The organism is Pseudolysinimonas yzui (assembly GCF_014653215.1).
Taxonomy (GTDB): domain Bacteria; phylum Actinomycetota; class Actinomycetes; order Actinomycetales; family Microbacteriaceae; genus Pseudolysinimonas_A; species Pseudolysinimonas_A yzui.
Genome location: NZ_BNAI01000001.1, coordinates 53,077 through 69,914, shown reverse-complemented (window position 1 = coordinate 69,914; position 16,838 = coordinate 53,077). Strand labels below are relative to the sequence as shown.

Genomic DNA, 16,838 nt, shown 5'->3' with positions numbered 1-16,838 from the left:
GGGTAGGTTCGCTTCATGACCGATCTCGCCGTGCCGAATCTGCCGTCGCGCGACTTCGACACCACGGTCGCGTTCTACGGCGGATTCGGCTTCGCACCGTCCTATCGGGACGACAGCTGGCTGATTCTGAGCCGCGGAAGCCTTCAGTTGGAGTTCTTCCTCTTTCCCGATCTCGTGCCCGACGAGAGTTCGTTCATGTGCAGCGTCCGCGTCGACGATCTCGATGGCCTGTACCAACAGATTCGCGACGCGGGCGTGGCGGAGAAGGCGGTCGGCATTCCGCGGCTTCGTCCCGTGCTGATGCAGCCGTGGGGGCAGCGGGCAGGCTTTCTGGTCGATCCCGAGGGGACGCAGCTGCACCTCATCGAGAACGCTGCCTGACAGCCTGCCTTAGGCGCGAGCCAGCCCTCTTTCGGGACGCAGCCGCACCCGCACGGCGAGGGCGGCGCAGAGGATGACGACGAGCCCGCCGAGCAGCAGGGGCAGCGTGAGTTCCTCCCCGAGCAGCAGCGCGGCCCAGACGAGCGTCAGCACCGGTTGCACGAGCTGCACCTGGCTGACCCGGGCGACCGGGCCGATCGCGAGGCCGCGGTACCAGGCGAAGAACCCCAGGAACATGCTGATGACCGCGAGATAGGCGAACGACGCCCACTCGATCGGGGTGGCATCCGGCGGTTGCACCGCCCACGCGATCACCGTGAGCACCACCATCGCCGGGGCCAAGATGACGAGCGCCCACGAGATCGTCTGCCACGACCCGAGTTCGCGGGAGAGCAGGGCACCCTCCGAGTAGCCGAACGCGGCGGAGATGACGGCGCCGAAGAACAGCAGGTCGGTCCACTGCGGCGCCCCGAGGCCGTCGCTCTGCAGCGATGCGAACGCCAGCGCCGCGACCGCGCCGAGCACCGCGAAGACCCAGAACGGCAGCGGCGGCCGCTCGTGCCCGCGCAGCACCGCGAACACCGCCGTCGCCGCCGGCAGCAGGGCGATCACGACGGCGCCATGGCTCGCGGATGCCGTGGTGAGCGCATACGAGGTGAGCAGCGGGAATCCGACGATCACCCCCGCTCCGGCGAGCGCGAGCCGCCACCACTGCGACCCGCGCGGGCGACGCTGCCGGGTGACGCCCAGCACGACGGCGGCGAGCAGCGCGGCGATCACCGCCCGCCCGCATCCGATGAACAGCGGCGACAACCCGCCGACCGCGATGCGCGTCAGCGGCAGGGTGAGCGAGAACGCCGCCACGCCGATGAACCCCCACAGGAGTCCGAAGCGGGAGGCGGCCATCCTCGGACTCTACGGTCGAGGGCCGTCAGCCGTTCAGAGCCGATCGACGACGAGTGGCTCGCGACGGCCGTCGGCCGATGGGGCGTCGGCGAACCGCGCGATCTCACCGAGCACAGCTGCGTCGCTGAGGATGCGCACGTGCCCGAGCCCGTCGGTGCTGATCACGCGCGTCGGTCCGTTGTGCGCCTCGGCGATCAGCTCCGACTGCCGCGGGTCGACGACCGGGTCGCGGCTGTCGTGCACCACCAGCACAGGAGTGCGAGTGTCGGCGGGGTCGAGCTCTGCGACGAAGCGACGCCAGATGTCGGGCACCTGCGGGAAGGTGCGCCGCTCGATGCGGGAGCGCAGCCCGGTGCGGGCGCGCCCGGTGAGCCCGGCCAGCCGGGTGAATTCGTCCATGATCTCGTCGACGTCGTGCACCCCCGAGATGCTGACGATGCGGCCGGCGAGCGCTCCTTCGCGCACCGCGAGGAAGGTCGCGAGCACGCCGAACGAGTGGGCGACGATCGTGTCGAACCCGCCGTACCGGGCACTCAGCCGCGCGATGACCTGCGCGTATTCGAGCACCGTCACGCGGTTGCCGGCGGAGTCGCCGTTGCCCGGCGCGTCGAAGGCGACGATCGTGCGGCCGGGCGATTCGAGTTCGCGCACGACGGCCGAGAACCGCGACGCCCGGCTGCGCCAGCCGTGCACGAGCAGCACGACCTCGGGCCCGTCGCCCCAGGTGTAGGTCGTGACGGGCGTGCCCGCAAGGTCGAGGATGCCGCGCTCGGCACGAGCGTGTACGTCGGCGTCGTGTGCACGCACGCTCTCCGGCGTGCCGAGGTGGCGCCAGAGCCGGAACCCGAGCTCGGCGGCGAGCGGCGGGGCGACGACACTGAGCGCCTTGAGGGTGGTCCGGGCGGCGCGGGGGGCGAAAGCCATGGGTCTCTCCATCTATCCGTACGATCGTTCGTATATAATCAGAACGAACGATCGTTCGCAAGGTGGAAGATGGATGTCATGACCGTCACCGATGGCCGCCGAGCGCGCGGAGACGTCTCGCGTCAGGCCGTGATGGCGGTCGCCGTCGACCTCGCGACCGTCAACGGGCTCGACGGGCTGTCGATCGGCGGCCTCGCGTCGGCGGTCTCGATGAGCAAAGGCGGCATCGCCGGCCTCTTCGGCTCGAAGGAGGAGCTGCAGCTCGCCACGGTCGCGGCAGCCGCCGAGATCTTCCAGCACACGGTCATCGCCCCCGCCCTGACCGCTCCCGCCGGACTCCCCCGGCTGCGCGCCCTCATCGAGGCGTGGCTCGACTACAGCGAGAGCCGGGTGTTCCCCGGCGGTTGCTTCTTCGCCGCGGCCACCGCCGAATACCGATCGCGGCCCGGGCCGGTGCGGGATGCCGTCGCTGCGAACCTGCTGCGCTGGCGCACCTTCCTCGCCGAGGCGATCACCCGGGCCATTGCCGCGGGCGACCTGGCCGAGAGTACCGACGCGACGCAGCTGGCGTTCGAGATCAGCGCGATGCTGGATGCCGCCAACGACCAGTCGCTCATGTTCGACTCGGCAGCGCCGTACGCGCGCGCCCGCTCAGCCGTCGACGCGTTGCTCGAGAGGGCGCGCCGAACGGGGCTGGCACACAGGAACGAGCGGTAGATTGACGGTATCTGGAGCGTTCCGCTCACTCGCCGGCTGGGAAGTCGTACCCGACGTACCCGAGGCCGATTTTGACTCTCGCCCCCGCTGCTGGCTCCTTTCGCACCACCACCCCGCGCACCGCTGAACCGAGCGGCTTCGCGCCGCTTCTGAAGCGCGTGAAGGACGCCCGCCTCCTGCGCCGCAGTCAGGTGTTCTACATCTCGCTGCTGACGACTCTCGTGCTCGCCCTCGGCGGGGCGATCACCGGGTTCATCCTGCTCGGCGACTCGTGGTTCCAGCTGCTCATCGCGGCCGCCCTCGGCGTGATCTTCACGCAGTTCGCGTTCCTCGGGCACGAGGCATCCCACCGGCAGGTGTTCACGTCGGGCAAAGCCAACGACCGCATGGGCCGGGCGCTCGCGTCGGGAGTGGTGGGCCTCAGCTACTCGTGGTGGATGAACAAGCACACCCGCCACCACGGCAACCCGAACGTCATCGGCAAAGACCCCGACCTCGACATCGACACCGTCTCGTTCGTCGACGCCGACGCGGCATCCGCCCGCGGTCTGCGCCGCCTCATCACCCGCCACCAGGGGAAGCTGTTCTTCCCGCTGCTCGCCTTCGAGGGCATCAACCTCCACGTGAAGTCGTTCGGCCACGCCTTCGGCCGCGGCAAGGTCGACAACCGCACGATGGAGATCGTGCTGCTCATGGCCCGCATGGCGATCGTCGTCAGCGCCGTCTTCCTCGTGCTGCCGCTCGGCATGGCGTTCGCGTTCCTCGGCGTGCAACTCGCCGTCTTCGGCGCCTACATGGGCCTCGCGTTCGCCCCGAACCACATCGGCATGACGATGTTCGCGCTCGATGCGAAGCCCGACTTCCTGCGCAAGCAGGTGCTCCCGTCACGCAACATCCGAGGTGGCTGGGGCATGACGATGCTCATGGGCGGACTCAACTTCCAGATCGAGCACCACCTCTTCCCGAGCATGGCGCGGCCGCACCTGTTCGCCGCCCGGCGGATGACGCGCGACACCTGCACCGCCGAAGGCATCGTCTACACCGAGACGAGCCTGCGCGAGGCGTACCGGGTCGTGCTGCGCTACATGCGCACCGTCGGCCGCAGCGCCCCGCGCATCTTCGAGTGCCCTGTCGTCTACCAGTACGGCCGCATCTAAACCCGGCCCTCGCCCTCAGGCCGCCGGGATGACCTTGCGCACGACGTTCTTGCGCAACCCGAGCGGGCGGATGTACTCGAACCCGGCCCTCTCGAACATCTCGCGGGTGCCGTTGTGCAGGAACGACGACGAGGTCTTCTTGCCCTCGACCAGTGTGTTCGGGTAGCTCTCGACGACTCCCCCGCCCGCGGCGGCGATGAGGTCGAGCGCCCCCTGCAGTGCCTCGTAGGCGACGCCGGCCCGCCGGTGATCACGGTCGACGAAGAAGCACGTGATGCGGTAGTTCGCGGGGTCGATGCCCGACGCATCGCGTTCCTTGCGGTGGTAGATGTTGGGCAGCTCGACCGGGGCGCCGTACTCGGCCCAGCCGATCGCCTGGTCACCGTCGAACACGAGCGCCGCGTGCGCGATGCCGAGTTCGACCATCCGCCTCTTGAACGCCGGGCCACCGAGCTCCTTCTTGCGGACGGCGTCGGTGTCTTCGTGGAAGTAGGTGCACCAGCATCCGCCCCACACGCCGTTGTGCTTCTCGATGAGGGCCGCGTACGCGCCCCAGGTTTCGAGAGAAAGCGCCCGGATGACGTGCTCGGCCATACGGAGTGTCTACTCCGATGAGCCGACACGGGCGAGCGTCAGCGTCGCGCGGGAGCGTGCGCCGGTGCCGACGTTCCACCCCTGCGGCCGCTCGCGGGCACGGTGTGCACGCCGGGGCGCAGCGCGGGACGTTCGAGCGAGGCGCCCTCGACATCCACATCGGGCAGGATGCGGTTGAGCCACTTCGGCAGCCACCAGGCCGACCGGCCGAGCAGGTGCATGAGCGCCGGCATCAGCAGCAGTCGCACGACGAACGCGTCGAACAGCACGCCGACCGCCATCCCGAAGCCGAGCGGACGCACCATCGCGAGGTGGCTGAACACGAACCCGCCGAACACCGAGATCATGATGATCGCCGCGGCGATGACGACGGCCCGCGCGCCGCGCACTCCCGCCGTGACCGCGACCCGTGCCGGGGCACCGTGCACGAACGCTTCGCGCATGCCCGAGCCGATGAACAACTGGTAGTCCATCGCGAGCCCGAACAGCACACCGGTGAGGATGATCGGCGCGAAGTTGAGCACCGGGCCGGGGTCGTGCACGCCGAAGATCTCGCCCAGCCAGCCCCACTGGTAGATCGCGGTGACCGCACCGAGGGCGGCGAACAGCGACAGCAGGAACCCGCCGGTCGCGATCAGCGGCACGAGGATCGAGCGGAACACGATGACCAGGATGATGAGCGACAGCCCGATCACGATGGCCAGGTAGAGGGGCAGCGCGTCGGAGATCGTGGCCGAGATGTCGATGTTGCCGCTCGCCGCACCGGCGACGCCGAGGGTGATCGCCCCGTTGTCGGCGGAGTCGATCGGCGACAGGCCGCGCAGGGCGCCGACCAGCTCCTCGGTCGACACGCTCGACGGGCCGTCGACCGGCACCACGCGGAAGGCGAGCAGTTCGCCGTCGTCGGAGACCCCCGCGGGCGAGACGGCGACGACATCCTGGTGTGCCATGAGCACGTCTTCGATCTGCACCTGCAGGTCCATGACCGCGAGCTGGTCGTCGGCGTCCACCGCCGTCTCGGGCTCGGCGACGACCACGAGGGTTCCGTTGGTGCCGGCGCCGAACTCTTCAGCGACGATCGAGTAGGCGCGGTACTGGGTCGAGTCCTCGGGCTCACTCGAGCCGTCGGGCAGGCCGAGGCGTAGCGAGAGGGCGGGGATCGCGGCGACGAGCAGGATGCCGACCGCCGTCACGACGGCGACGATCGCCCGCCACGTGGGCATCGCCTTCGGTGCGGTGGCCACGTGATCGGGATGTCCGATCTTCGCCCGTGCACGCTTGCTCAGCACGCGCATGCCGACGAGGCTCAGCAGCGCCGGGGTGAAAGTGACGGCGACGAGAACGGCGATCAGCACGCACGCCGCCGCGACGGTTCCCATGACGCCGAGGAACGGGATGCCGGTGACGTTGAGCGCGAGGAGCGCGATCACGACCGTGGCTCCCGCGAAGACGACGGCGTTACCGGCGGTTCCGTTCGCGAGCGCGATCGACTCGCGCACGTCGGCACCGTCCCGCAGCTGACGCCGGTGGCGGTTGACGATGAAGAGCGTGTAGTCGATGCCGACCGCGAGACCGAGCATCACCCCGAGCACGGGAGTGACCGAGGCCATCTCGACGACGCCCGAGAAGGCGAGCGAGCCGGCGACGCCGACCCCGACGCCCAAGATCGACGAGACGAGCGGCAGCGACGCGGGGATGAGCGCCCCGAGCATGATGACGAGCACGAGCGCGGCGGCGAGAAGCCCGACGACTTCGCCGACCCCGATCAGCCCCTCGAGCGAGTTCGCGATCTCGCTCGAGTACTCGATCGTGACGCCGTCGATTCCGGCGTCGTCCAGTTCGGTGGCAACTGAGGTCTTCACCTCGGCAGCGAGGTCGGTGGCGGTGTCGTCGAAGATGACCGCGGCGACGGCGGTGGCGCCGTCGGTGCTGACGGTGCGGATCTCGGCCGCGTTGTCGAGCAGGCTCGTCGCGAGATCGACCTGCTGTCGCTGCGCCAGCAGCTCGGTGGTCGGCTCCATGCCCGCCTGCTCGAGCTGCGCGAACGCCTGTTCGAGCTGGGCCGCCCCGTCGGCCAGTTGCTGCGCCGCGCCCGCCCGCTCCTGAGCCGTGACGAACGGGTCGACAGCCGTCGCGACACCGTCGAGGTCGCCGATCGAGGCGATGACGTCCGAGATCTCGGACTGCTGCTCCGCGGTGAACGCGGTGCCGTCATCCGTCTGGAAGACGACCGTTCCCACGGCGCCGCCCACGCCATCCAGCTCGGCGCTCAGCTTGTCGGTGACCTGCTGCGTGGGGGTGTTCGGGATGCTGAACCCGCTCGCGAGCTGACCCCCGGTGAGCAGGAAGGCGCCACCGGCGGCCGCGAGCGCGAGCACCCACCCGATGATGACGAGCCAGGGGCGACGGCTGGAGAAGCGACCGAGACGGGCGAGAAGTCGAGCCAAGACAGAGCCTTTCAGGAGGAATCGAGTCTCACTCCATTGGGCACCCCTACGCTATCCGACACTTGTCGGAAAAACGACGAGTGTCGGCAAACTCGCAGGTTTCCGGCATCTCCCTGACACAATCGGTGCATGGACCCCCGGATCGCGCGCACGCGGCACAGCCTGCAGACGGCTCTCTTCGAGCTCGCTCGCGAACGCGACCTCGATGACATCTCGATCGCCGACATCGCCGAGCGGGCCGGCGTGAACCGCAGCAGTTTCTACCAGCACTACTCCGACAAGGACACCCTGCTCGCGGACGCGATCGACGCGGCCGTCGAAGAGGCCGGCGCGGACCTTCCCGAGTTCCGCGAGCTCACCACGGAGGCTCCCGAGATCCTGGTCGGCTACCTCCGCCACGTCGAACACAACGCTGCCGTCTATGCGCGAGTGTTCGGCAGCCGCGGGTCGCCCGTCGCCGTCGCCCGGCTGCGCGCCCGCATCGAATCGATCGCGGCCGCCGCCGTCGCGGAACGCGCCGACATCTTCGACGACATCCCGGTCGACGTGCGCGCCGCAGGACTGTCGGGATCGGTGCTGGGCGTGCTCGAAACCTGGCTCGCGCGCGACCCGCGACCGCCGGTCGAGATCGCCGTGTCGTGGATGTGGCGGATGCTGCTCGGCCCGATCGGGCTGACGCCCGGAGAGATCGCTACCGGCTCGTCCATTCCCGCAGCTCGGCCAGCGGCCAGGTCGTGACGATCCGATCGGCCGGCACGCCCATCCGTTCCGCCCGCTCCGCGCCGTAGTCGAGCAGCGAGAGCTGCCCGGGCGCGTGCGCGTCGGAGTCGATCGCGAACAGGCAGCCCGCATCCAGAGCCATCGCGATCAACTCGTCCGGCGGATCCTGCCGTTCGGGGCGCGAGTTGATCTCGACGGCCACGCGGTGTTCGGCACACGCGTCGAACACCGCCGCGGGGTCGAACGTCGAGCCGGGCCGCGTTCCCCGGGATCCCTCGACGAGCCGACCGGTCACGTGGCCGAGCACATCGGTGTGCGGGTTGCGGATCGCCCCCAGCATGCGCTTCGTCATCTCCTTCGGGTCTGACTTCAGCTTCGAGTGCACGCTCGCGACGACGACATCCAGCTTCCCCAGCATCTCGTCGGTCTGGTCCAGCGAGCCGTCTTCGTGGATGTCGACCTCGATGCCTGTGAGCAGCGTGAAGCCGTCGTCGCGAAACGTCTCGACCACGCCGAGCTGCTCCTCGAGGCGCTCCGCCGAGAGCCCGCGCGCGATCGTCAGCCGAGGCGAGTGGTCGGTGAGCGCGAGGTACTCGTGCCCGAGCCGCAGCGCCGCCGCGACCATGAGGTCGATCGGCGTCGTGCCATCGCTCCACTCGGAGTGCGCGTGCAGGTCACCGCGCAGCTTCGCCCGCAGTTCGCTGGGTTTGGGTCCGTTGTCGGCGCGCAGCCGCGCGAGGTAGTCGGGCACCTCGCCGGCGAGCGCCTGCTGGATGACCTTGAACGTGGAGTCCCCGATGCCCGGAACTGCCTTCAGCCGCACGGGGTCGTTCAGGATGCCAGGGTCGATACTCGCGATCGCCGCACCGGCGGTACGGAAGGCTTTCGATTTGTAGCGGGAGGCCCGCTCGCGCTCGAGCAGGTACGCGATCTCGGTGAGCGCGTCGAGGGGATCCACGACTCAAGTGTGGGCTAGCTCAGTGCCTCGCCGTAGGCGGCCCCGAGCTTCCAGTCGGTCATGATGCGGCCCATCCAGCGCTTGTTGACCGCCGCCCACTCCCCCGCGGGGATGCCGTGGCGTTGCGCCACCTCGTCGGCGGGCGTCGTCGGGTCGTCGCGGATGGCGACGGTCGCGGCGATGAAGGTCTCCCACGACACCGGATCCTCGGCGGCCGGGCCGGCGTTCATGTCGAACCCCATCATGCCGCCGGTCGTCGCCGCGACCTTGTCCTGCATCCGGTCGAGCAGTCCTTTCTTGCCGAACCCGGGGTGCGTGTTGGGCTCGCCCGCGCTCATCGCGGACCCCGACCCCGTGCTGGATTCGATGCCTCCGGCGATCGGTGCGACCCCCACGCCCGGACTCGCGACGGCCGCGGCGGGCCAGTCGATGCGGATCTTGCGGGCGTCCCGAGGATGCTGAAGGGCCGGCAGCGTCGTGCCCTTCCCGCCGAGGTGGCTGGCGTAGAACGGCGGAGCGTACTTGTCGATGAGCGCCTCGGTGCCGTCGTTGAACCGCACCTTCGCCTGCGTGACCGTCGTGAGCCCGAGCATCCCGGCGCGCGTCCCCAGGTCGAGGATCTCGGCCTGGCCGCTCGCCCAGCCGCCCCGCGGTGGTCCGTCGACCTTGTCTTCGATCCCCGACGCCGGCGGCTTCACGGTCTTCCAGCGGTTCTCGACCGGGGCGCCCCAGCGGATGACCGCGGCCTTGCCCTGCCGATGCACCGTCACCGGCATCCCGAGCCGCACCTCCTGCCGCGGCGACAGCTTCTGCCGGATGCCGAGCAGCTCGCCGCCAAGGTCGACGGCGTAGTCCTCGACCTCATACGTCGACTCGTCTTCGCTCACCGTGGAGCGGCGGATGCCGACGATCTTGCCCTCGGCGGGCGTTCCCTGCTGCCACACCTTCATGAACGACGGTCCGAAGAGGCCCATGCGCACACCGTAGTGACCGGCGACAGCGGTGACTACGCTCGCACTTGCTTAAACGCTTATGCAGTGCCAGTATGGCCTCCAATGGCGCTGCTTAAACGCCTAACCAACTTCCGCAAAGGACAACGACGTGCCGACCCCCCTCTTCCTGCGCCCCGCCGAAGGCTGGGTAGGAGACCTGATTCCCTTTCACCGGGACGGGCGGGTCAACCTGTTCTTTCTGCATGACCTCCGGGACGACCGACGCCCGGGCATGTCGTGGAACCTCTACACGACCAGCGACTTCGCTCACTACGACGACCACGGAGTCTCCCTTCCCCACGGAACCCCCTCCGATCAGGACCTGAACGCCTACACCGGCAGCGTCGTCGAGCACGAGGGCACGGTTCACCTCTTCTACACGGGCTACAACCCCGCCTTTCCGTCCCCGCGAACGGGTGGCGTCTCCCAGGTGGTCATGCACGCGACCAGCACCGACGGCATGGCGACGTGGACCAAGCATCCCGAGCACACCTTCGGCGCGCCGGACGGATACGCGCCCGGCGACTGGCGGGATCCCTTCGTCTTCCGGCCCGACCCGGAGGGACCGTGGCGGATGCTGCTCGCCGCACGAACCGACGACGGGCGACCCTATCGACGCAGCGGAGTGATCGCGCAGGCGGTGTCGGACGACCTCGAGAGCTGGGAGGTCGTCGAACCCTTCTGGTCCCCCGGTCGCTACATCACGCACGAGTGCCCTGAGGTCTTCCAGATCGGGGACTGGTGGTACCTCGTCTTCTCGGAGTTCTCCGATCACTTCGTCACCCGCTACCGCATGTCGCGGTCGCCCCTCGGCCCGTGGACGGTGCCCGAGCACGACACGATCGACGGTCGTGCCTTCTACGCGGCCAAGTCGGCGGAGCTCGACGGCAGCCGCTACTTCGCGGGCTGGATCCCGACTCGCGAGGGTTCGACCGACTCGGGCGCCTGGCAATGGGCCGGGCACCTCTCCGCGCACGTCGCGGTGCAGCGTGGCGACGGAACGCTCGCGTTCGCGATGCCGCCCGCACTCCACGCCACGTTCACCGACCGTCGGCAGCCCCCGTTCGATCCGATCCTCGGCGACTGGGTCGACTCGGGTGAAGCGCTCGGGGCCGTGGTCCCCGACTCCTACGCGGTCGCGGTGACACCGGAAGCGCCGCGCCAGTTCCTGTTCGAGGCGACGATCGACGTCGGCGCGAACACGACCGAATGCGGAGTCATCCTGCGGTCAAGCGCGGACGGCGAAGAGGGGTACGTCATCCGCCTCGAGCCTCGCGCCGGCCGGATGGTCTTCGACCGGTGGCCTCGCCCCCGAACCGGCGACGGCCAATGGCAGATCTCGGGCGACATCAGCCACGAGGTCGAACTCGAACGTCCCGTCGCGATCGCGCCCGGAGCCCACCGGCTCCAGGTGCTCGTCGACGACAGCGCGTGCGTCGCCTATCTCGACGGTTCCGTCGCGATGAGCGCCCGCATGTACGACAGGCAGACCGGGGGAGTCGGCTTGTTTGTCGGGGAGGGCCGAGCGGCCTTCACCGATGTGTCCATCGCAACACGACAATGAAACACTCTCAAGGAGGAGAACATGAAACACAAGAAGAGGCTGGCAATCGCTGGGGTCGCCATGGCGGCGACCTTGACCCTCATCGGTTGCGGGACCCCCGCGGGCCCCTCGCAGGAGGGTGAGATCGTCGGTCGCGAGATCTCGTGGTTGCTCTCGCGCCCCGCTGACGGCGGCATCATCACGGTGGTGAAAGAGATCGCCGACGAGTACGCGGAAACCCACCCCGGCTTCGCACTCAATCTGGTCACCACGCCGGATCGTCCGTCGTACCTTCAGAAGCTCGAGACCCTCGCGGCGGCCGACCAGCTTCCCGAGTTCTTCGACACCGATGCAACCCCGTTCACGAGGAAGCTCGTGGACCAGGGCAAGCTGGTCGACGTCGAAGCGCTTCTCAAGGACCTCGACATCTACGACGACTTCCGGCCCCTGGCACTCGACTACCAGCGCTTCGACGACGGCTCGCTCTACATGGTGCCGTTCGAGTTCGAGATGGAGTTCTTCTGGTACAACACGGCGCTCTTCGAGCAGGCCGGCGTGACGGTGCCGGAGACGCTCGATGACTTCGCCGACCTGTGCGGTCCGCTGCGCGACGCCGGCGTCATCCCGTTCGCGCTCGACGGGCAAGACGGCTGGCCGCTCGCTCGCTACATGTCGTACCAGCCGTTCCGTCTCGCGGGGCCGGACTACCTCAACGAGCTCAAGCGAGCCGAGGTCGAGCTCAGCGACGAGGTGGGCACGCACGCCTCCGAGTGGCTGGCCGAGCTCGGGTCGTCGGGATGCTTCGCCGAAGGGTTCTCGTCGCAGGGCTACACCGACGCCCGTGACCTGTTCACCAGCGGCCAGGCCGCCGTGTACCAGATCGGTACGTGGGAACTCGCGGCTCTCACCAGTCCCGACCTCCCCGAGGGCGTGAAAGGCAACATCGACTTCTTCACCCTCCCGACTGTCGAGGGCGCGGTGACGGCCGACAATGACTACACGGTCGTCTCCGGAATCGGCATGGGAATCAGCCAGAAGGCGTTCGACCCGCTCGTCGAGGACTTCCTCAAGTTCCTGCTGAGCGAGTACTCCGACCGCATCGTCGAGACGGGCCACATGTCCCCGATCGCCGGTTCGGACGTCGTCATTCCGGAAGGGGCATCCGAGCTCTACGCGCGTGCCCTCGCCGAGGTCGACAACCTGGGCGACGAGACGGCATTCCCGTGGGACACGCAGCTCGACCCGACGACCAACTCGCGACTCCAGCAGGATCTCGTGTTGCTCGTCCAAGGCGAGATCACCCCGGAGCAGTTCACGAAGACGATCGACGCGACTCTCGCCGAGAACGCCCCGAAGTTCTTCGACTGATCTCCCCTGTGTGCCGGCCCCTCGGGGCCGGCACACAGGCCCGAACGAGAAAGGAGGCCGGACGTGCTGCCGCACCGCTCCCGACTCTCCGTGCTGGTCTTCCTGCTTCCACCGCTGGCGCTGTACGTCATCGCCGTGTTGTTCCCGATCCTCCAGTCGCTGGTGCTCAGCTTCTTCCAGTGGGACGGCATCACCGACATGGAGTTCGTCGGCATCGACAACTACATCCGGATGTTGACCCGCGACGACATCTTCTGGAAGGCCTTCGGCAACGCGCTGGTCTATCTCGCCGTCTGTCTCTTCTTCCAGCTCGGCGTCTCACTCTTCGTCGCGAACCTGCTCACCTATGTGGGCCGGGGCAAGGAGGTCGTCAAGACGCTTCTCCTCCTGCCGGCGATCATCTCGACGGTCGCGATCTCTTTCCTCTTCCAGGAGATCTACTCGTTCGAACCCTCCGGTCTGATCAACCAGATCCTCGAGTTCGTCGGACTGGGAAACCTCGCGACCCCGTGGCTGTCCAACGTGGACACCGTGCTCGTCGCGGTCTCGGCTCCCGAGGGCTGGCGCTTTCTCGGTCTCTACATGCTGATCCTCTACGCGGCCATCCTCGCCGTTCCCAAGGAGCTCGAGGAAGCGGCACGTCTCGACGGGGCGTCGTCGTGGCGCGTCTTCACGGAGATCCGCTTCCCCTACATCCGCCCTGTTTGGATCACCACGATGATCATGGCCACCACCTATAGCCTTCGCGGCTTCGACATCCCCTACCTGCTCACCAATGGCGGACCCGGGCAGTCGTCGGAACTGCTCACGACCTACATGTTCAAGACGGCGTTCCGCAGCACGGACTTCGGCTACGCGAGCACCATCTCGGTCTTCATCGTGGTCGAGTGCATCGTCGCGGTCGGGCTGATCTTCCTCCTGCTCCGCCGCCGATCGGATGTGACCTCATGAGACCCCGTCGCCTGAGCTTCGCGAAGTCCCTCACCACGGGCCTCGTCGTCGCCATCGTCATCGTTCAGGTCTATCCGCTGGCGTGGCTCTTCGTGACGAGCCTGCGTCCCGCCCAGGACTTCGCCGCGGGCAACCCCTTCGGCATCCCCTCGTCACTGACGCTCGACAACTACGTTCGGGCGTTCGAGATGGCCGACCTGCCGCAGTACATCCTCAACAGCTTCGTCGTCACCGCCGCGTCGAGTGCGCTCATCGTGTTCCTCGGGATGATGGCCGCCTACGCGCTGCAGGTGCTGGGGTTCCGGGGAAGCAAGGTGGTTCTCGGGCTGTTCCTGATCGGGATCATCGTGCCGGTACAGGTGGCCCTGGTCCCCCTGTTCGTCAACTACGCCCGCGTGGGACTGCTCAACACCTACCAGTCGATGATCATCCCGCTCGTGGGGTTCGCTCTGCCGATCTCGATCTACCTGTTCACCTCGTTCTTCCAGTACATCCCGAGGGAGACCTACGAGGCGGCGTCGCTCGACGGCGCGGGGCCCTATCGCATCTTCTTCGGCATCACGATGCCGTTGTCGACCAACACCGTGATCACCGTCGTCTTCGTCAACGGCATCTTCATCTGGAACGACTTCATCTTCGCGAACACGTTCGTGTTCACCGAAGGCCTCAAGACGATCCCGCTGGGCCTGCAGAACTTCATCGGGGCGATGGGGTCCGTCGACTGGACCGCCACATTCGCCGCAGTCTGCGTGACCGTGACGCCGCTGCTTCTGGTCTTCCTCGTGTTGAACAAGGCCATCATCTATGGCCTCGAGAGCGGTTCGACCAAGGGCTAGGTTTGCACACGATGACGCACGAATCGAAAGAGCCGCCGAAGCCGCGCCGGCACGCAGTCACGCTGCATGACATCGCCAAGGCCGCAGGAGTATCGGTGGCGACCGCGTCGTTCGTCGCCAACGGCAAGCGCGACGTGCGCCTCACCGACGAGACGCGCGAACGGGTTCAACGGGTCATCGACGAGCTCGGCTACCGGCCGAACGCGATGGCGAAGAACCTCGTGAGCGGCGGGTCGAAGTTCATCGGCCTCGTCGCCGACGCGATCGCCACGACGCCCTTCGCCGGTCAGATCATCCACGGCGCCCAAGACGAAGCCTGGAAGCACGGCTACGTGCTGCTCGTCGCCAACACGGAAGGCAACGAGCCCGCAGAGCGCGAAGCGATCACGATGATGCTCGAGCATCAGGTCAGGGGGATCCTCTACTCGACGTGGTTCCACCGCGCTGCCGACGTTCCCGAAGCCCTGCGCGAGACCGACTTCGTGATGGTGAACTGCTTCTCACCGAGCCTGGATTCCCGCGCCGTCGTTCCCGACGAGGTGCAGGGAGGGCGAACGGCGACGGACATGCTGCTCGCGGAAGGGCACCGGCGGGTCGCCTTCATCAACACCACCGCGATCGCCCCCGCCCGCGTCGGTCGCCTCGAGGGTTACCAGGCCGCTCTCGCCGCTGCCGGGATCGACTTCGACCCGGCCCTCGTCTTGGACGCACAGCCCGATCAGGAGGGCGGCTTCGACGCGGTCGAATCGATCCTGCGTCTCGGGGTGAACGCGGTCTTCTGCCACAACGATCGTGTCGCGATGGGTCTGTACGACGGCTTGCGGGCGCGCGGACTGGCGATCCCCGACGACATCGCGATCGTCGGATTCGACAACCAGGAGGTGATCTCCGCCCATCTGCGTCCTCCGCTGTCGACGGTGCAACTCCCCCACTACGAGCTCGGGGCAGCGGGAGTGCGGATGCTCCTCGGCATCGACGAGGCGGCACCCGACGAGTTGCGACGCATCGCCTGCCCGCCCGTCGCCCGTCAGTCGACGAGCGCTCCGCGGCCAGTTCAGCCGTGAGGCCACAGTTCCACTTCACAGCGACCACGGGGTGGATCAACGACCCGCACTCGATCGGGTACCGCGACGGGGCTTATGACGCCTTCTACCAGTACGTCCCCGGCGGCACCGAATGGCGGCTCGACTGCCACTGGGGTCATGCCAGGGGTCCCGACCTGCTGTCGCTCACCGAGTTGCCGATCGCACTGGCGCCCGGGGAGGGCGACGACGGCATCTGGACGGGAGCGCTGGTTCGTGACGAGCGAGGCGCGGATCGGATCTTCTACACGGCCGTGAGCGCACCCGGTCTCGGAGCCGGTCGGGTGCGAGTCGCGACCCGAGGTGGTGGGGAGGCCGCGTGGGTCAAGGGCGCGATCGTCGCGACGGCGCCACCCGAGCTCGAGGTGCTCGCCTTCCGTGACCCTTTCGTGCTCGAGGAGCCGGACGGCTCGTGGCGGATGTTCGTCGGCGCGGCGCTCGCAGACGGCTCTGCCGCAGCGCTCAGCTATCGCTCACGTGACCTCGACGAGTGGGTCTACGAGGGGATCGCGCTCCAGCGACCCGGTCACGAGCGAGACCCGGTCTGGACGGGCGATCTCTGGGAGTGCCCCCAGATCGTGGCCGTCGGCGATCGGCACCTGATGATCCTCTCGGTGTGGAGCGCGGACACCCTTCATTACGCGGCATATGCGATCGGACGGTATGCCGATGGCCGATTCGACGCCGACGACTGGGGTCGACTGTCGTTCGGGTCGAGCTACTACGCCCCCTCCGTCTTCATGGACGCCGACGGCCACCCCTGCGTCGTCTTCTGGATGAGAGGGGTACAAGATGAGGCCGACGGGTGGGCCGGCGCTCACAGCGTTCCCTACCGATTGGGCGTCGAGCGCGGTCGACCGCTCCTCTCGCCGCACCCGGATCTGGAGATCTATCGCCGGGATCCCGCAGCGACGGGTCTCATCGATGCACCGGCCGCCGACGCGATCTGGACGCCGGGGCGCTCACTCGTCGTCCAGAGCGGAACGGTCGAGGCCGCCGTCCTGACCGTGGGCGACGCCATCCTGACCCTCCAGGTCGGACCGGAATCGTGGCGGATGCCCTATGTCGGCGGCCCGATCCGACTCGTGGTCGACGGGCCGACGATTGAAGTCGCGAGCCGCTGCGGCCTGATCGGCGGACCGCTCCCGGCCGCGGCAGCGCCGCTCCGGCTCGTCTCAGACTCCCCCGTCACGGTCTGGCCGCTCGTCCGGGAGAACTCCGGTCCTGTGGTCTCCCGGAGACCTTGATTTGGCAAGCCTGGA

General features: G+C 68.1%; 16 protein-coding genes. 10 read left to right on the top strand and 6 right to left on the bottom strand.

Annotated features, from left to right (window positions below):
- Nucleotides 1-15 precede the first annotated feature (15 nt).
- Nucleotides 16-381, top strand: a complete 366-nt coding sequence (locus IE173_RS00335) for a bleomycin resistance protein (protein ID WP_191281409.1) — start codon at nt 16-18, stop codon at nt 379-381.
- 9 nt (nt 382-390) lie between these two features.
- Here the strand turns inward: IE173_RS00335 and IE173_RS00330 are convergent, their stop codons facing one another.
- Complete coding sequence (locus IE173_RS00330; RefSeq protein WP_191281408.1) at nt 391-1,287, bottom strand: DMT family transporter; 897 nt, start codon at nt 1,285-1,287, stop codon at nt 391-393.
- A 33-nt stretch (nt 1,288-1,320) separates the two neighbouring features.
- Nucleotides 1,321-2,211 carry an alpha/beta fold hydrolase gene (locus IE173_RS00325; protein WP_191281407.1) on the bottom strand — a complete coding sequence of 297 codons (891 nt, stop codon included), beginning with the start codon at nt 2,209-2,211 and terminating at the stop codon, nt 1,321-1,323.
- Nucleotides 2,212-2,289: 78 nt separating this feature from the next.
- Here IE173_RS00325 and IE173_RS00320 point away from each other — a divergent pair, with 78 nt between their 5' ends.
- Together IE173_RS00320 and IE173_RS00315 are read left to right on the top strand one after the other, a co-directional pair.
- The gene (locus IE173_RS00320) at nt 2,290-2,928 is read left to right on the top strand and encodes a TetR/AcrR family transcriptional regulator (protein ID WP_191281406.1); all 639 of its coding nucleotides are present in this window, start codon (nt 2,290-2,292) and stop codon (nt 2,926-2,928) included.
- A 158-nt stretch (nt 2,929-3,086) separates the two neighbouring features.
- A complete protein-coding gene (locus tag IE173_RS00315) occupies nt 3,087-4,085 on the top strand; it encodes a fatty acid desaturase family protein (RefSeq protein ID WP_229841771.1) in 999 nt (332 codons plus the stop codon).
- Between the two features lie 15 nt (nt 4,086-4,100).
- On the opposite strand, the gene IE173_RS00310 is transcribed toward IE173_RS00315, so the two are convergent.
- Both IE173_RS00310 and IE173_RS00305 read right to left on the bottom strand, forming a co-directional pair.
- Nucleotides 4,101-4,679, bottom strand: a complete 579-nt coding sequence (locus tag IE173_RS00310; RefSeq protein WP_191281405.1) for a GNAT family N-acetyltransferase — start codon at nt 4,677-4,679, stop codon at nt 4,101-4,103.
- Nucleotides 4,680-4,717: 38 nt separating this feature from the next.
- A complete protein-coding gene (locus IE173_RS00305; protein ID WP_191281404.1) occupies nt 4,718-7,126 on the bottom strand; it encodes an MMPL family transporter in 2,409 nt (802 codons plus the stop codon).
- Between the two features lie 129 nt (nt 7,127-7,255).
- Here IE173_RS00305 and IE173_RS00300 point away from each other — a divergent pair, with 129 nt between their 5' ends.
- Nucleotides 7,256-7,864, top strand: a complete 609-nt coding sequence (locus tag IE173_RS00300; RefSeq protein ID WP_191281403.1) for a TetR/AcrR family transcriptional regulator — start codon at nt 7,256-7,258, stop codon at nt 7,862-7,864.
- Here IE173_RS00300 and IE173_RS00295 read toward each other — a convergent pair.
- Nucleotides 7,818-8,804 (bottom strand): PHP domain-containing protein, encoded by a 987-nt coding sequence (locus tag IE173_RS00295; protein ID WP_191281402.1) that lies wholly within the window; start codon nt 8,802-8,804, stop codon nt 7,818-7,820. The two genes, IE173_RS00300 and IE173_RS00295, sit on opposite strands and share 47 nt — an antisense overlap.
- 14 nt (nt 8,805-8,818) lie before the next feature.
- Nucleotides 8,819-9,778: a hypothetical protein gene (locus tag IE173_RS00290; RefSeq protein ID WP_191281401.1), complete on the bottom strand. Its 960-nt coding sequence runs from the start codon at nt 9,776-9,778 to the stop codon at nt 8,819-8,821.
- A gap of 127 nt (nt 9,779-9,905) precedes the next feature.
- Between IE173_RS00290 and IE173_RS00285 the strand changes: the two genes are divergently transcribed.
- From IE173_RS00285 to IE173_RS00260, 6 genes are all read left to right on the top strand, one after another.
- Nucleotides 9,906-11,360 (top strand): glycoside hydrolase family 32 protein, encoded by a 1,455-nt coding sequence (locus tag IE173_RS00285; RefSeq protein WP_191281400.1) that lies wholly within the window; start codon nt 9,906-9,908, stop codon nt 11,358-11,360.
- 21 nt (nt 11,361-11,381) lie between these two features.
- Nucleotides 11,382-12,707 carry an ABC transporter substrate-binding protein gene (locus IE173_RS00280; protein WP_191281399.1) on the top strand — a complete coding sequence of 442 codons (1,326 nt, stop codon included), beginning with the start codon at nt 11,382-11,384 and terminating at the stop codon, nt 12,705-12,707.
- A 63-nt stretch (nt 12,708-12,770) separates the two neighbouring features.
- Nucleotides 12,771-13,658: a carbohydrate ABC transporter permease gene (locus IE173_RS00275; protein ID WP_191281398.1), complete on the top strand. Its 888-nt coding sequence runs from the start codon at nt 12,771-12,773 to the stop codon at nt 13,656-13,658.
- Entirely contained in the window at nt 13,655-14,494 is an 840-nt protein-coding gene (locus tag IE173_RS00270; protein WP_191281397.1) for a carbohydrate ABC transporter permease, read from the top strand. Before IE173_RS00275 ends, IE173_RS00270 begins: the two co-directional genes overlap by 4 nt.
- A gap of 11 nt (nt 14,495-14,505) precedes the next feature.
- Entirely contained in the window at nt 14,506-15,558 is a 1,053-nt protein-coding gene (locus IE173_RS00265) for a LacI family DNA-binding transcriptional regulator (RefSeq protein WP_191281396.1), read from the top strand.
- Nucleotides 15,555-16,823: a glycoside hydrolase family 32 protein gene (locus tag IE173_RS00260; protein WP_191281395.1), complete on the top strand. Its 1,269-nt coding sequence runs from the start codon at nt 15,555-15,557 to the stop codon at nt 16,821-16,823. Before IE173_RS00265 ends, IE173_RS00260 begins: the two co-directional genes overlap by 4 nt.
- Nucleotides 16,824-16,838: the final 15 nt, after the last annotated feature.

What these genes read in the sequence shown, in the direction of transcription:
- IE173_RS00280 (WP_191281399.1), top strand. Translation starts at nt 11,382, where the DNA reads ATGAAACACAAGAAGAGGCTGGCAATCGCTGGGGTCGCCATGGCGGCG.
- IE173_RS00325 (WP_191281407.1), bottom strand. Translation starts at nt 2,211, where the DNA reads ATGGCTTTCGCCCCCCGCGCCGCCCGGACCACCCTCAAGGCGCTCAGT.
- IE173_RS00265 (WP_191281396.1), top strand. Translation starts at nt 14,506, where the DNA reads ATGACGCACGAATCGAAAGAGCCGCCGAAGCCGCGCCGGCACGCAGTC.
- IE173_RS00335 (WP_191281409.1), top strand. Translation starts at nt 16, where the DNA reads ATGACCGATCTCGCCGTGCCGAATCTGCCGTCGCGCGACTTCGACACC.
- IE173_RS00320 (WP_191281406.1), top strand. Translation starts at nt 2,290, where the DNA reads ATGACCGTCACCGATGGCCGCCGAGCGCGCGGAGACGTCTCGCGTCAG.
- IE173_RS00330 (WP_191281408.1), bottom strand. Translation starts at nt 1,287, where the DNA reads ATGGCCGCCTCCCGCTTCGGACTCCTGTGGGGGTTCATCGGCGTGGCG.
- IE173_RS00270 (WP_191281397.1), top strand. Translation starts at nt 13,655, where the DNA reads ATGAGACCCCGTCGCCTGAGCTTCGCGAAGTCCCTCACCACGGGCCTC.
- IE173_RS00290 (WP_191281401.1), bottom strand. Translation starts at nt 9,778, where the DNA reads ATGGGCCTCTTCGGACCGTCGTTCATGAAGGTGTGGCAGCAGGGAACG.
- IE173_RS00300 (WP_191281403.1), top strand. Translation starts at nt 7,256, where the DNA reads ATGGACCCCCGGATCGCGCGCACGCGGCACAGCCTGCAGACGGCTCTC.
- IE173_RS00310 (WP_191281405.1), bottom strand. Translation starts at nt 4,679, where the DNA reads ATGGCCGAGCACGTCATCCGGGCGCTTTCTCTCGAAACCTGGGGCGCG.